This is a genomic window from Allocoleopsis sp., assembly GCF_036703385.1.
GTDB lineage: Bacteria > Cyanobacteriota > Cyanobacteriia > Cyanobacteriales > Coleofasciculaceae > Allocoleopsis.
The window spans coordinates 1-14678 of record NZ_DATNPA010000078.1 but is presented as its reverse complement, the minus strand read 5'-3'; the positions used below and the strand labels follow the sequence as shown (position 1 = coordinate 14678).

General features: G+C 42.6%; 14 protein-coding genes. All 14 read right to left on the bottom strand.

Annotated features, from left to right (window positions below; genetic code table 11):
* Positions 1–114 precede the first annotated feature (114 nt).
* Positions 115–735 carry a YdcF family protein gene (locus V6C93_RS04115; protein WP_333475378.1) on the bottom strand — a complete coding sequence of 207 codons (621 nt, stop codon included), beginning with the start codon at positions 733–735 and terminating at the stop codon, positions 115–117.
* Between the two features lie 132 nt (positions 736–867).
* Positions 868–1716 (bottom strand): glycosyltransferase family 2 protein, encoded by an 849-nt coding sequence (locus V6C93_RS04110; protein WP_333475377.1) that lies wholly within the window; start codon positions 1714–1716, stop codon positions 868–870.
* A gap of 150 nt (positions 1717–1866) precedes the next feature.
* The gene (locus V6C93_RS04105; protein ID WP_333475376.1) at positions 1867–3045 is read right to left on the bottom strand and encodes a glycosyltransferase; all 1179 of its coding nucleotides are present in this window, start codon (positions 3043–3045) and stop codon (positions 1867–1869) included.
* Between the two features lie 122 nt (positions 3046–3167).
* A complete protein-coding gene (locus tag V6C93_RS04100; RefSeq protein ID WP_333475375.1) occupies positions 3168–4310 on the bottom strand; it encodes a glycosyltransferase family 4 protein in 1143 nt (380 codons plus the stop codon).
* A 10-nt stretch (positions 4311–4320) separates the two neighbouring features.
* Complete coding sequence (locus tag V6C93_RS04095; RefSeq protein WP_333475374.1) at positions 4321–5493, bottom strand: glycosyltransferase; 1173 nt, start codon at positions 5491–5493, stop codon at positions 4321–4323.
* Positions 5468–6223, bottom strand: coding sequence for a class I SAM-dependent methyltransferase (locus V6C93_RS04090; RefSeq protein WP_333475373.1), 756 nt, complete (start codon positions 6221–6223; stop codon positions 5468–5470). The genes V6C93_RS04095 and V6C93_RS04090 overlap by 26 nt, the downstream gene beginning before the upstream one ends.
* 141 nt (positions 6224–6364) lie before the next feature.
* Positions 6365–7819, bottom strand: coding sequence for a hypothetical protein (locus V6C93_RS04085; protein WP_333475372.1), 1455 nt, complete (start codon positions 7817–7819; stop codon positions 6365–6367).
* A gap of 132 nt (positions 7820–7951) precedes the next feature.
* The gene (locus tag V6C93_RS04080; RefSeq protein WP_333475371.1) at positions 7952–9157 is read right to left on the bottom strand and encodes a glycosyltransferase family 4 protein; all 1206 of its coding nucleotides are present in this window, start codon (positions 9155–9157) and stop codon (positions 7952–7954) included.
* Positions 9158–9190: 33 nt separating this feature from the next.
* Positions 9191–9904 (bottom strand): FkbM family methyltransferase, encoded by a 714-nt coding sequence (locus V6C93_RS04075; RefSeq protein ID WP_333475370.1) that lies wholly within the window; start codon positions 9902–9904, stop codon positions 9191–9193.
* An 81-nt stretch (positions 9905–9985) separates the two neighbouring features.
* Positions 9986–11128, bottom strand: a complete 1143-nt coding sequence (locus tag V6C93_RS04070) for a glycosyltransferase family protein (protein ID WP_333475369.1) — start codon at positions 11126–11128, stop codon at positions 9986–9988.
* A gap of 3 nt (positions 11129–11131) precedes the next feature.
* Positions 11132–12325 carry a glycosyltransferase gene (locus V6C93_RS04065; protein ID WP_333475368.1) on the bottom strand — a complete coding sequence of 398 codons (1194 nt, stop codon included), beginning with the start codon at positions 12323–12325 and terminating at the stop codon, positions 11132–11134.
* A 121-nt stretch (positions 12326–12446) separates the two neighbouring features.
* Complete coding sequence (locus tag V6C93_RS04060) at positions 12447–13301, bottom strand: FkbM family methyltransferase (RefSeq protein WP_333475367.1); 855 nt, start codon at positions 13299–13301, stop codon at positions 12447–12449.
* Positions 13291–13989, bottom strand: coding sequence for a class I SAM-dependent methyltransferase (locus tag V6C93_RS04055; RefSeq protein ID WP_333475366.1), 699 nt, complete (start codon positions 13987–13989; stop codon positions 13291–13293). The genes V6C93_RS04060 and V6C93_RS04055 overlap by 11 nt, the downstream gene beginning before the upstream one ends.
* A 36-nt stretch (positions 13990–14025) precedes the next feature.
* Positions 14026–14678, bottom strand: a 653-nt coding sequence (locus V6C93_RS04050; protein WP_333475365.1) for a glycosyltransferase family 4 protein, incomplete at its 5' end; no start/stop codon positions are given.

Below are 14678 nucleotides of genomic sequence, written 5' to 3'. Positions count from 1 at the left end.
GATTGGGGGGTCTCCCCCCAATCCCCCCACTGGGGGACGACGCGCTGCCCCCAGACCCCCTCCGCAAGGGTTGATGGGTGAGGTATGAGAGTTCTTAAGTCAGTGCCATTCGCCTTAAGACCGATGTTCCCCAATGTTCATCTTGAGGAAAGCTTGGTAATTGTTGGTTCTGAGGCTGGCTCCCGTGTGGCCTGTAACCAGCCATAGGAAGGCGCGAACGACATCACGCAGAACGTGTAAGTGGGTTTCAACCGGTTGGCGAGTTGGGATAGAGACGGGGGTGAAGGCAATACCTTGGCTACCTAGAACGATAGTCGCGATCGCTTTTGCCCTGGGCATGTGAAAATCTGAGGTAATCAGGAAGAGGTGCTGGATGCCTTGATGTTTGAAGTCCGCAACCAGAGAGGTAAAGTTAGTGACGGTATCGACAGCACGCCTGTCGAGATGTACCTTTGCGTCTGGGATACCAAACACCTGAAAAATGGCACGCGCTTCCTCAGGAGATTGACCGGAAGAAACCCAGATTTCCAGGGATGGATAGTTCTTAGCAAATAGGGCAGTGAACGGTTCTCTGTCTCCCCCTCCACCGAGGGTGAGGATAGCTTGAGGGTGAGGGGCTTGGTAGGATGCGATCGCAAGCCGCACGGGAATGATGCTTAACGGCAGCAGTAGGAAGGCACAGCTGACTAAAGCGAAAAAACGAGATTTCCGGCGCTTGCGACGAAAAGACTTCATTGACTGCTCTGGTAGAGGCACTACAGCTAAACGAAGGGCTTTACTCCGTCGCCATCATTATGCCCAACATTTAACAGCCGTGTCAGCTCTCATCTTCTGATCGCTGACATGTCTTTCCCAAATTTTAGGGATTTAAGCCTCTGTCAATTCTGGATTGCTACTTTTTGGCAAGGGGGTTTGGAGAATTTCTGCATAACTCTTGCCCTTGCTAGTGTATGTGTGCAATCTCTCAGTTTCGATTAAACGAATCGAGAGCATAATTTCTGCAAGCATTCGCTGAAAGGCGTAATACCAGCCAGCCCAACCGTCAAGGATGCCTTTGTTCAGGATGAGGCAGTAGAAAAAGATGACGAAAGGAGCCAGGATTTTTTGCTGCCGGATGCGATCGCCAAAACTCAGTTCGCTATCCGGTGTCTCCAGTAATTTCTTGGTTTCAATAACCATGTATCGGTCTTGCGCCCATAGCCATCGACTCAGAGGCTTGCGATCGTCATGGTAGATATAGGAGGAAAGCATACCAGACTTTCCATTTACACGCAGGCGCTGTGTATGTCCATCATCTAAATAAACTGCTTTTTCTTTTCTGAATAGGACTTCACGAGGTGGCAGCAATGTCCCGCGAAGCGGTTTGCCAAAAACACAATATTTAAACGGGGCAAAGTAACCATCGACTAGCGAGTCTTTTTGTAGAGCATCAATTTCTACAATCAATTCATCAGTGAGTATGTAGTCTGCATCCAGTGAGAGTATCCAGCCTGTCTTCACTTGCTGTAAACCGTAGTTCCATTGGTTCGCGTGAGTATCGAATTCCCGCTGAAATATTTGGACTTGAGGATAGGATTCCAAGATTTCTAGAGTTTTGTCTGTACTGTAGCTATCAATGACGATAATTCTTTTTGCCCAAGTCAGATGCTCAAGTGTTCGGTCTATATTATGAGATTCATTCAATGTGAGAATGAGAGGAGTTACTTCTTCAAGCATTGAGTGCATTTCACTTTTAGATGGCTACACCAATACATACCAGAATACTGATAAATATCCGGATTTTATGTTCGATAAATTTGCTTTTTTAAAAAGTTTTTTAATTCTTAAATTGAGACAAGCATTCCTGTAGATTTTTTAGGATTGGAGTTAGCCGTAAATAGGCTCTTGCTTAAGAATCGACGTGTATACCTTGCTCAGATTTAATGCAATCTGATCCCATGTATATTGTTCAAAAATTAGCTGACGTGCGCGATCGCCCATTTCTTTGGCTTGCTGAGGATGTCTCAAGCACTCAATCAAGGCATTGGCAAGTTCCTCAGTATCGAGGTTAACGACATGAGCCGCTTGAGCCATTGCTGCTTCAGGAAAATTACAGCCAGTGGTGATGACACAAGGCAATCCGGATGCCATACCTTCTAAGACAGACATACTGAAGCCTTCGGAGTAGGAAGGCGCAACGTATACACTGGCGGCAGCAAGAGCCGCATATTTGAGGGAGCCAGTGAGCATACCAGTGAAGGTGACAGCATCGAGGCATCCTCTCTCAGCAAAGTAGCTTTGAGCAGTTGGAAGAAATCCAATGTTGTCTTGTCCCGCAACGACTAGATGCGTCTGAGGGAACTGAGCATATACTTTAGCAAAGGCAACAGCAAGTAAGTCTAATCCTTTCTTTGGATCAACTCGACCTAGAAACAGAATCAGCTTTTTATTGCGAGTATCAGGAAACTGTTGGTAAAAAAGCTCTGGGTCTGGTAATGTCTCAAAGTCTTGACGGTGAATTCCATTGGGAACAATAACCAAGGGAGACTGAAGATTAAGAGGTTTAGCACACTGTGCCTCAGAAGATGCCAGCATTTGGATAGCGCTGGCACGCTCAAGAGCAGGCTTCTCAAATAGGGTGTAGTAGAAGTGTTTTTTCCAAGCTTTGTAGGATAGCGCCCAAGGGTCTAACATGCCGTGAGGGGTCATGACATAAGGAACTCGGTGCAGTTGGCAAGCCCAGTGAGCAGGCAAAACAGAATAGGAGAAAATAGCGTTGGTGTGTACCAAGTCATAATCTGCTACATGCTGGAATAACCATCTGGTTAAAGACAAGCTAATTTTGTAGTCACTTAGCCCCCAGTGGGGAAAGTATTTAACCCGGTAAGATTTTTCAGCAATCCAGGTCTGAAGCGGGAAATCTAGATTAGTAGAACCGTTGGCGTTGGTGGTTACGATGTCAACAGTGATGCCTAAATTACCGAGTGCTTGAGCTAGCTCAACGACACATTTGGAAGGACCACCATAAACAGCTCCAAGGGCAGGGATGACGATTAAAATCCTCATGCAGAGTGCAACAAAGATGTACTCATATAAACCTCTACTAGGTTCTCTAGCGTCATCCGGATATCAACTGACCGATCTTAGTTAGGCTGGAAGCAGGCGCAGTGGCTACTTTAAAAGAGATACTAACGATGCGCTAAGGCATACTCAACTGCTTGCATTAAACCTTGGGCAAAGTAGTCGGGGGAGAACTTTTGGATGTGCTCAAGTGCGGCATGACCCATCTTTGCTAAGTCAATCTCTCCTGAACTGACTTTGAGCATTAAATCTGCCAGCTGTTGACTATTTTCCGGGTCGAAGCCAAAACCGTTGATACCTTCTATTACTAAGTCTTCAAAACAGCCACAACGGTTCGAGACTAGCACGGGCAAAGCAGCTGCCATTGCTTCATTGACCACCAGCCCCCACTGTTCTTGGATGCTAGCATGAATAAAGCATTTAGCATGAGCAAAGTAAGGCAGTAGTTCATCTTGTTGGAGAAATCCGGGTAAGTGGACAACATCTTTTAAGCCAAGTTCAGTAATCTGTTGTTCCATTTCTGGACGCTGCTGACCGTCACCAGAAAGGACTAAATCCCATGCCTTAGCACCAGCTACATGGCGATAGGCCGCGTAGGATGACAGGAGAAACAAAAGATTTTTTTTGGGTACAAAGCGATTGATTGCCAAGAAGTAAGGTTTCTCAAGAGGACTGGGAATAGATTTAATATTGTCAGGGTGGAGAAAATCATTGCCGACTACGTCATAGCCCAAGAAGATGGACTCAGCAGGCATACCCAATTTAATCAAATAGCGCTTGTGTACTTGTCCACCAACTAATGCAGCTTTGTAGCGTTTTAAAATCCAGTTTTTAACAGTTTCTCGCCACCAAGATCGGGTTGCATCATCCTCTTTACTCTCTGACATCAAAATGGGAAGAGCTTTATACTGCTGGCACCACCTTAGCCCTTCACGGGCAAAGGGGAAAGACCAACCAGGCAAAAAAACAGCATTAGGTTTCAATTGATTTAGGCACTGCTTCAGAGCTTCGTTAGCCACTGAAGAAAATACATCTTTACGGATATTAGAATATTTCGATGAAACAGGTAGTAACGTTTCTACAGGCACCGAGATATTGCTGATAAAACTTCCCCAAGAATGCTCAAGAGTATCATCAGTAACTTGGATGGCTGTGAATTTCCATCCTTGAGCCTCACAGGCTGAGTAAGCAGCCTGTAACCGCGCAGCATGATATCCTCCAATATTGATAAATATAACAACTATATGCATAATTTTGTACCTAATTAATCCCAAAAACCGCTAGGGTATCGCTGGCCATTCGTTGAACTAAAAAATAATTTTGAAAAACTTTTTTACTTTCTATTGCTTGTTGTTTTAGGGAAGAAAATGTGTTACTTACTTCTATAATTGCTCTACCAACAGAGTCAGGACGGTTATGCTGAATCACGGTTACCCAGGTAGCACGTTTAGCAACATCCGATGCACCGTTAAAGTTAGTAATAATCGCAGGTAAGCCCCTACCAACTGCCTCTATTAACGCAAGTGGTAAACCTTCAAAATGACTGGTCATAGCATAGATATCGACTACAGACAGATATTTTTCCGCCTGCTCAGTCCAACCTGTAATATGCCATGTATTTCTCGGAGCATTGTTTATTAAACGTTTCTCTAGAGCATCTCGTTCTGGACCATCACCTACTAGTAGTAAACGAGTTTCTACACCTTGTTTTATAGCCCACTGCCACCCATCCACCAATAGTTGCAAATTTTTCTGGCTTACAAACTGTCCCACAAAACCTATCACTGGTCGATTATCCGTCCAATCTTTGGGTAGACATAGATTAGATGTACTAAGTTTTAGAAGAGGGTGGCTTTCTGGAAATGGGCAACCATAGTGAACCACGTTTGTCGGACGGGGATATTTGTAATAGCTTTCAAACTCTCTCTGACTCCCCTCAGAGACAAAAATTAAAGAATAGGGATGTTTTTCATACCAATGATGAAGCAACTTACCTCGCCATCTACCTAAAGGTCGTTTATCTTTATCTGCCGTCATTGGCATATGCATTGTGCCTCCAACAGGAGCAACACCTGACATTAGAGCACCTGCTAAGTAATCAAGACCATCTTCGTCATATTGTTGATTGACTAAAATGGCATCTGGAGCAACTTCTTTACATACCTCAGCTATTTTGAGCTGTTGCTTTTTATCGCTGATGGACTGCACAAACCGCAAAGGTCGAGAGCGCAATCCTATTAGCTCCCTACGATGCACCTGTGCTCCTTCGGCAGTAAGTACTTTAACCCAATTATCCATGTAACTCACATTCGAGAGTAATACATGTACCTCACACTCAAGTAGACGTAAGCCTTGAGTGAGATATACCAAATATCGTTCACCGCCGCCTCGTCCACTAGAATTAGAACTAATAAGAAGCAAACGTTTTTTCATATTCATCTCCTAATACAAATTCATAAATTACTGTTTTACAAAAAAGCTCTGGTCGTAGACCTAAACGAATGAAAAATGGAGAAAGGTTAAAAAACAATTGTGTAGGCAGCTTTGATGGTTCCTGAACAGCAACTCCTACAAAATTATTCAAAGCTAATCCATGACGCTGACCCAGTTCACAAAGAGTGCAAGGGTCAAACCAGGAAACGTGATCTACATTGTCAAGGTAGGGCGAACCATTAAAAGTATTTTTAAGAAGAACGTTGATGTACCAAGGGTTAGGTACCGACAAAAGTATTTTGCCAAAGGGTCTGAGCATTTGAGCCGCACTAGCTAATAAATATCCAGGTTGATCCAAATGTTCTATGATATCGCCACAAATTATTAAATCAAAAGTTTGATTGAGCGGTTTTTCCGTAATATCAGTACATATTAGATTAAAGCCTTTGCGCTTTAATTTATTGACTTCTTCTTCCAGAATATCAACACCCAAACAAGTTTTTGCAGCTTGACATAATTTTCCATGCAACCAATCTGGGCTGTCTGTCAATTCAATTGTATGATCTACAACCCCGACATCAAGAATATCCTTACCTCTAGCCATTTCACAGAAGTAATCAACTCGATTCAGAATTGAAGTTTTTGTTCTAGCTGCAACAAGCATATTTTTACGAGCTTGCATAGAAGCTTGTGAATTAGGATCTTTTGAAATTTGATACCAACGTTGCATGGTAATTCCCCTTACTGGACTTTAATTTCTTTAAATAAATAATAGTATTGCTGTAACAGCATACTTATAAATGGCTAAATATAAAAGTCATAATTAAATTATATAAATTCGTATACCTTACATTTTTTATAACTTTTCATGTTAGTAATAATGGCTGCTAATTTTTGGTAATTTCTTTCTATTCAGATTTTCTATAATGCGAACTAAAGCATAACCAAAAACCATTGGCCAGAGAACAAGCAAAGTTATTTCTCTTCCAAGGTTGAAAGTAGTGCCGAGTCCAACTAGAAATAAACAAAGTCGAAGAGCGGAATAGCGTTGGCTCCAGAGTCTAGCCAAAAAACCAGCCCATAATGCCAATAATAAAGCAGGAGCTAATGAGCCAAAATAAGGGCCAAAATTGACAATTCCTTGTCCTATCAAGCCAGTTGATACAGTGGTGGTAACCCCAATATCAGTACGATTGGTGCCAAAGCCTCGCGCTATAGCATAGTCGATACCAAGAAGAGGCTTGTTAGGCCAAATTGCACGCGGAACGAAGTTGAGAAATTGTGCGATATAATCGGCACCATATTGACTATGCAGAGTTCCGTTCTGGTAAAAGCGGTTGATAAAGCAGAGTTCCTGAAACATATTCAATCCATAGTGTTTTTGCTCTGATTGAGCAACTGTACCAGAACTGGTTCCGCTAAGAACTGAACTGAAACCAACATCACGATAGGCGATTATTAAGGTAAATAAATAATTCAAAGCCAGGAATGCAACTATTGTTATTAAAATTTTAATCCATAATTTTTGCTTAGATAACAGGATATAACTAAAGTAAGCAGGCATAGCAAGTGCTAGAAATTGATTACGCGCTCCCAGAAAGATAAAGTATGGCCAAGAAATTAAAATTAGCAATACATTAATAATCTTTGCATTATTGGTTGTTTGTACTGTTAAAAGAATGCCAAAGAAAGAGCATACTAATAAGTAAATATAGGCAGCTGATGAAATTATAAATCCACTAGATCCAGCAGAAGCACCTGCTCCTCTTCCCCACATATTTATACCAGCACGAGCGTTAATCGGAAACAGAGCAGCGAAAATATCTCCATTCATACGGCTGATTCCAAACAGTAGCAAACCTAGCCAAATGATTGAGATATAGAATAAAATTTGTTTTGGATTTAAAAAAGGTTTAATTGATATTTTTGGGTCTGATTTATTAAAATGAATCACTTTGTAAGTTATTTGAGGTAATAAAAACCTGAAACAACCCAAGAAAAAGATTATTTGTAAATAGGCATTTTCTTGAATTTCGTTAGAAAAATCAGTTAAATAGTCTGGAGTATAAATAGCTTCAGTTAAGTACCACATAGCTACAGTGGCATAAATAATAAGAGCTGGTAATACCCAAGTTTTTTTTCTTCTAAATAAAGCTTCAAATACCAACGAAATCAACACAATAAATAGTAAGATATAAAAAAGAGGGAGGTAAGAATAATAAGTTAAAACATAATTAATAGAATCTTCTACAAACAATCCAAGTATAAATCCAGCAGGCAAGAAAAAAAATAAAAATTTAGCATTATTTTTAATACGACTATTCATAGCTATAGACAAAGTTATACAGAAGAAGTTTTAATCAAAATTGGTTAGCACCAAATATAGCTTTTGCGTTTGTTTTTCCAGTCATACCAAACAACAAAATATGGAAACAACGCTCGGTAGTTTCCAGGTTATTCATAGGACACTACAAAGTTTATACCGAAAACTTTTCCATGAAAAACGTTCAGCACAAGACCGAGCTTTTTGGCGGAGTTCAGGATTTGAAGATAACCTGTCGGCTAAATACTTAAGTTGATAGGTAAGCTGGTCTAAATTACCTACTTCTGTAAGAAAAATACCGTCTTCCTCTCCACCTAAGTCAGGGAGGCAAGTGTTAACTGTGCCAAGTACAGGACAACCATAACTAAGAGATTCTAGAAAGACTTGACCAAACCCTTCTATAAGAGAGGGCATGACGAAAAGAGAACTACTGTTATAGAGGTTTCGTAGGTTTTGTACATCGGTGCCTCGAATTAAACGGACTTGGGGAGTTTCATGGATAAGGAACTCTATGCCCGGATCTAGGTTTCTGCAAACCAGTGTTAGCAGGCTCTCTTTAGGGAGATGGGCTTGACGCCATGCATAAAGTAGGTGGTGCAAACCTTTGCGCTGAACTCCAGAACCTACAAAAAGAACTTGAAAACTGTCTATTTTAGGCTCTTTAAACGGGGGGGTAGGCAAGTCGATACCGTAAGGAATCACCTGACAGAAACTAGGTTCTGCTCCAGCTGCTATTAGAGTTTTTCGAGTGAAACTGCTGGCACACAAAATCATATCTGCCTGCTTCCAACAGTCTCTAACTCTAACTTGCAGTTGGGATGGTAAGTGGTTACCAGTCTCGTCTTGATAGGACTGTTGTACAAAGGGGAAGCGTTTTAAGTCTTCTGTTAACAAGCGAGCTTGAAATTCTGGGTGGGGATGAAATTCAAACAAAATTTTACGCGGATTATGACGATAGGGAGCTAGAAAAGCTTCCCAGGCATAGGGTGTGTAGAGCAGTAAGTTGCTTGTGGTTTTCTGTGCCTGTAACGCCGCTGCATGGGCAAAATGTTGGTCAAGCCAAGAGTACGTAGCGCTACGAGAGAAGCCTAGATAATGACGGGTATGCTCCAGTAGAGTAGTATTCCACAAACACCTCACTAGCTCAGTAGGAATACTGCTTTCTGCTCGAAAAGCCAGTTTACTTTGCCAGGTTTTAGGTAAGATTGGAGCTAATCGATGAAGAGGCTTTACAGCATAAAAATCCGTAATAAACTGATCTAGTAATCCCTTTTCAGCTAGGGCGATGGGAATTTGGTAATTGTCTCGACGCCCTCGAAATGCACAAACATACTGACTCATATCAATATAAAAAACAAGAAGACCAAGTACAGCTCAGGATATGTCTGATACAAGCCACCAATTCAACTCTGACCTCATTTCCCTGCCAATGAGAGGTAATGGTTGTTGGTTCACTTGTTTAAGTTTGATACCGTGAGCCAAAAACTTCTGGGTCAGTATCTCCAAAAAAGATTCATGGTGAACCTCAATCAAAAAGTAGTTTGCAGGGTTTAACCATAAAGAAGCACCTTCGATAACTTCTAGTTCAGCTCCTTCTACATCAATTTTAATCAGTGCATTATCTTGTGTGTAGGAAGTATCTATCCGGTGTTTGGTTTCCTTTGGGATAGCTTCGCTTAACGCATCTAGCGTCATCATTCCAGATTTCACCTCAGCTCCCACTAAACAATTGTGCAGAGAAAATTGAATTTGATCTTGCGGCTGGTTTTCAACACTAATTTGTAACTCTTCAATATGCTGCTTCAATGGCTCGAAGGCAATAATTTTTGCTGATTTCCCTAGACGACGAAATGCCGCAGCGCAACCAAAGGTAAAGTAGCCATCATTAGCACCAACATCTAAGACTGTGTTAACGCGAGGCAATACAGTTTCTATCCATCCATTTAGCTCATGTTCGTAAATACCGAAAACTTTACGCAGAGAACATCGAGGATTAAGGTGAATCCTTGCTCCTCGGAAAGGTCCATTTAAGATTGGTAAGGGAATGCTGTGGTTAGGAAGTAATGCCTGAACAAAAGGTACTGTCATAATAGTTTCAGATGGGTTCGTATAACCTTTACAGCAGAGCCAGTAAGAATCCAGGAATTTTGAGGAAAAAACTACTGAAAACTACTCAAGCAAGGATTGAGATAGCCAGCTCTCAAGGGTCTGAGCGCGGCTTTGCCAGGTGTGCTGGCGGGCAAATTCCAATTGCTTTACACGCTTCTGGTGAGCTTCTGGTGTTCCTTCAAGAGCTAGCTGCTTGCGGATAAGGGCGATCGCTTCTTCTGCCGAATGAAAAATGGTAATCCACTCAGGATATAGACGACACTCCGGGATGTCGCTACTCAGGAAGGGGCGGGCACTCGCGATGCCATCCATAATTTTGGTGGGGCAGGCTGCTTGGTTAAAGGGGTGATCGACTGCATAAGGCATCCAATTCACTGCAAAAGACCAGTAATACTGCGCCACCTGCGCTTGGGGCACTTGACCTATGTGGCGGACATTTGGTAGTGCTAGCACTGCCTCACGGTAGGCTTGCCAAGCTTGGTCGCTGATACCTCTAACAAAGCCATCAAGACCACCGACAAAAACAAAAGTTATTTCCGAACAAGCCTGTACTACTTGGTAAATTAACTGCCAGTCCATGCGATGAATTAAGTTTCCAACATAACCAACAGTCAGAGGCTCAGGAGGATTTTCTGGTTGGGGATTCAAGTAGGAATCTACAACCCCGTGCGGAAAGTGGTAGATGCGAGATGCCTGAGCAGGATGACGTTTCCGAAGAGTTATCGCTTGCGACTTGGAAGAGCAGAGCGTGACAGCAGCACGTTCAATTAATTCATCCTCTTGCTCTAAGATTTTCTGTTGGCCGGAAGAGCGATAGAGCAGATAGTCATCATAGTTGTAATAAATTAGCTGCTCGTTAGGCACTTTGCGTACCCACGGGGCGAGATAAGGATAGGGAGCTACTACCCAAGGATGTTTACCTAGAGGCTGTTGGAGTTGCTGACACCACTGCTTTATGAGCTGCTGTAAGTAAGGTCGAAATAGCGCTTCTAGTTGCCCAGCATAGCCTGGAGGAAATACGTTCATTGACCTTTGTAGAAGAGAGGACGAAGTCGTACTAGGCCAGGTAGGTCGTAGACGATAGTAGTTCAGCCAATCATAGAAGCGGCTAGCATAAGTAGGATGGCGTTTAGCGAGAGCTTCTACCAGGGCATAAACCCAAGGAGAATTAGCAGCTAGAAACAGAAAACTTAGTTTGCTCATAATCTACCAACCACGAAGGTCACGCAACCAATAGCCGAGGCGAGGGTACTGCCCAACAAACTCTCTAATCGCCGAACGAACTGAAGTAGGCAAAACCTGAAAACGCGGAGTGGGAGGTTGATAAGCTGTTGGTTTCTCACCTCTCTTACTCCTTTCAATTGGCTGAAGTTTGGAAATTCGATTAATAAGAGATTCGTAGCCTGTCCACATCACAGCTTCGTCAAAATTCGCTCGTGCGTGTTTAATGACCGCAGCACTAAAAGCGTGATAATTCTCACAAGCGTCCAGAACTTTATGGGCTAAAATTTGCGTATTTCCTAATGGTGCAAATAGCCCCGTTTTGTTTGCCGTAACTATTTCCTGAGTGCCAGTGTCAATATCCCAAGCTACTGGTATACATCCCATACTCATCGCCTCAATCGTAGCCATGCCAAATGGTTCAACGCGACTCAGCATGAGCAGAACCTTGGCTGATGCAGCAGCAGAAAAGATGAGTTCACGTTTGACGCGACCATAAACGTGAATGCGTTCAGAATTTTGCAGTTGCTCAATCCTAGCTCTAAACTCTGGCGTCACATGACCGAACCAGTGCAGCTTTCCAGGAAACCCAAGTTTAACTAGCTTTTTCCATAGATCGATGGCATCAAATGCGCCCTTGGTAGGATTATCTCCCCCTAAAAATATCAGTTCATTTTGTCGGGTACTATTTGGTTCAGATCGCTCAGGGAAAACACAGCCATTGAGAATCACAGACAGTTTTGTGGTCTGTTTTAATTGGCTTCGGAACTTACTACCTACAGTCTCAGAGATAGCAAATATGGACTCTAAATTATCTTCTTCACTGATAGCTGTCTGCCAGTACCGAGGAGCAGTGTCATGGACAACGTAAACACACTTAATACTGGGAGGCAAATAGGGAATGATAATATCAGCTTGCCCGCAGCCATTTAAAAACAGTACATCCTGTGGATTCTCCTCTAGCCATTGCAGTAGGGCTTCTGGTGCTTTTTGAGCCGAATCGCTCAACTCTAAAGACGATACTCGAAAATTATGACCAGTACCTATCCAGCCAGTGGGTGCAAGAAGCATGAGCAGTGTTGTCTTATGTCCAGCTTTGGCAGCTTGCCGACAACAAGATAAAGCGACAGAGGCGATTCCACCACCTCGATCATCAGGGATTAGCCAACAGAGTTTCATCTGAAAGTATGGTTAGTATTTCAAGCTGATGTACCTAGCTTCTGGAGAACTATTGACTGTCCAATCATTGACATGGCAACTCGTGTTTTACTAAGATGGAAACTGCCTTTCTTTGAAGGAATTAACATAATGACCCAGGAGAGACTGGTTGAACGGACAGCAGACACTCTGCCTTAGAGTTCAAAGATTGTTGTGTAGAGTCATGCCACTGATACCCATCCCAAACTAACTGATATAAATTAAATTCTTTACAGAAGTTATCGACATAACTGGATATGTACTCAGAACGGCATTCCAGAAGTGTATAATTAACCGCTCTGGATTCATACAGTCTGCTAGCACCCTCCAAAACTTTTGGCTCATGCCCTTCAGTATCAATCTTGAGTAAAGAAATTTTGTGGATTTCTTGTGATTTAGCCCATTCATCTAGCCTGACAAGGTTGATAGTTTCCATCCTCTCAACCTTGTCTAGGTTGTGATATTCATCTTCAATAGAATGATAAGTACTATGACGATGAATCCTGAGTTCGGCTTTTCCGTTATTTGAACTGGCACCTAATTGATAGGCAAAACAATTAAATCCTCTATTCTTTAGCCAATCGCAATTTGTTTTAAGATTTTTAAAATTCTGGATTTCTGGTTCAAGGCAGAAAACTTGACCTTGTTTTCCTACAGCCGCTACTGCCCAGGCCGAAAAATAACCGATGTTAGCACCAACGTCTACAACGACATCACCGTTGTTTAAAAGTCTGGTAATAGCCTGACTTACGTGCGGTTCGTGAACCTTGAGTAGGTAGCCTAAAAAGTGGGGATTGGGCGGTAATAGAATTGAAACACTCCCATCAGAGTTGATAGAAATTTCTCTCTGAAAGTTCAACAAAGATGCATCTACCTTTGCCAGCATGTGTGCTCCTCTTCCCGAAGATAGGCGGAGAAGGTTCCTGTAAAGAGGAATTAATAGTTTTTCAGGATACATCGTTATTTAATTTACACAATAAAGTTAAATTATCTGGATGAGCCAATAAGTCTAATCCTGTTCTCTTGTAAGCTTCAAAGACAGCCTTCCTCGTGCCAGCAAATTCAACTCGATCCGTATCATGCATTGCTAAGACCGCCCCCTTAATAGTCAATGCTGACCATGCTTCGATATCAAAAGCCGTGTTTGCGTAGTCGTGCAATGCATCGATGAAAATCAGACTGACAGGGCCGTATTGCCAAGTTCTAGCGGCTTCTCCTGAAGTCTTTCGCTCGTGAACTACATTACTCAGTCCAGCAATATTATTCTTGAAATGTTGATAGTCTTCCTCACTTCCGCCATAGCCAATAAACGGATCGACAGCTATTAGCTTTCGAGAGGTTGCTCTTGCCAAATATTGTGTAGTAATACCTCGAAAACACCCCACCTCGACAATTACCGTATCAGTTAAATGCTCAGTCATTGAGAGAGCATACAGTAGATGCTGCATTTGTGAAGGCGTAACAGCCGTATTCGACCAATCTGCATTAGGAGTAGGTGGAAGAGTTGAAATATTTTTTTCCGGTAAGGCATACTTGTGAAAATTTTCTCTAGCTTCCCGTTCGATCAGTCTTGCTTTAGCCGTGAAAGCTAGCCTGATAGGATGCCACTTTGGATATTGCTTAATAGCAAATGGATCTGTTTTCATGAAAATTTTCCAGGTTTATTCTAAGGTTCTTGCACTTCAGTGCGATCGCACAGCCCCAAAGATTGAAGTCCAGGCGCGGTGTGCAGATGCCATATCAAATCCGTCAAAATAGCGATCGCGTATCTTATGCCCACTGATTGCCCCGTTCGCCACCCGTTCTAGAGCAGTGAGCATCCTCTGACTCAGTTCAGAGGGATTATCGGGAGAGACCAATAACCCTACTTCCGGAAAGCCCTCGTATAGATCAGGAATTCCTCCCACAGGAGCAGCAACACAAAAGCGTCCAGCTTGCATTAGTTCCAGGAGGGTAAAGCAGGGACCACCTTCAAAACGTGAGGGATAGACAAAGAAATGACAATTAGCCATTATTTGACTTAAATCTTTGCGGTGGTCATAGGCACCGTGAAATACAACCTGCTCTTGGATACCGAGACTTATCGCTAACGCCTCCAGTTGAGTTTGGTCTGGCCCTCGACCGTAAAGATGTAACTCAACCTGCTGACATTCTTGAACTACAGGTACTAGGGCTTGCAACAGGGTATCCAAATTCTTCTGCTTGATATCCAGGCGACCAATAAAACCAATCTTCCAAGGTGGACTAGGAGGAAGGGGAATTGGTTCTGGGAAGAACAGGAGATTGTGGTAAGGAACCACATGAACCTGTCCTGTATACCCATATATTTCCTTAA

Coding starts and splice junctions, on each gene's coding strand:
- V6C93_RS04115 (WP_333475378.1), bottom strand. CDS start 735: ATGAAGTCTTTTCGTCGCAAGCGCCGGAAATCTCGTTTTTTCGCTTTA.
- V6C93_RS04110 (WP_333475377.1), bottom strand. CDS start 1,716: ATGCTTGAAGAAGTAACTCCTCTCATTCTCACATTGAATGAATCTCAT.
- V6C93_RS04105 (WP_333475376.1), bottom strand. CDS start 3,045: ATGAGGATTTTAATCGTCATCCCTGCCCTTGGAGCTGTTTATGGTGGT.
- V6C93_RS04100 (WP_333475375.1), bottom strand. CDS start 4,310: ATGCATATAGTTGTTATATTTATCAATATTGGAGGATATCATGCTGCG.
- V6C93_RS04095 (WP_333475374.1), bottom strand. CDS start 5,493: ATGAAAAAACGTTTGCTTCTTATTAGTTCTAATTCTAGTGGACGAGGC.
- V6C93_RS04090 (WP_333475373.1), bottom strand. CDS start 6,223: ATGCAACGTTGGTATCAAATTTCAAAAGATCCTAATTCACAAGCTTCT.
- V6C93_RS04085 (WP_333475372.1), bottom strand. CDS start 7,819: ATGAATAGTCGTATTAAAAATAATGCTAAATTTTTATTTTTTTTCTTG.
- V6C93_RS04080 (WP_333475371.1), bottom strand. CDS start 9,157: ATGAGTCAGTATGTTTGTGCATTTCGAGGGCGTCGAGACAATTACCAA.
- V6C93_RS04075 (WP_333475370.1), bottom strand. CDS start 9,904: ATGACAGTACCTTTTGTTCAGGCATTACTTCCTAACCACAGCATTCCC.
- V6C93_RS04070 (WP_333475369.1), bottom strand. CDS start 11,128: ATGAGCAAACTAAGTTTTCTGTTTCTAGCTGCTAATTCTCCTTGGGTT.
- V6C93_RS04065 (WP_333475368.1), bottom strand. CDS start 12,325: ATGAAACTCTGTTGGCTAATCCCTGATGATCGAGGTGGTGGAATCGCC.
- V6C93_RS04060 (WP_333475367.1), bottom strand. CDS start 13,301: ATGTATCCTGAAAAACTATTAATTCCTCTTTACAGGAACCTTCTCCGC.
- V6C93_RS04055 (WP_333475366.1), bottom strand. CDS start 13,989: ATGAAAACAGATCCATTTGCTATTAAGCAATATCCAAAGTGGCATCCT.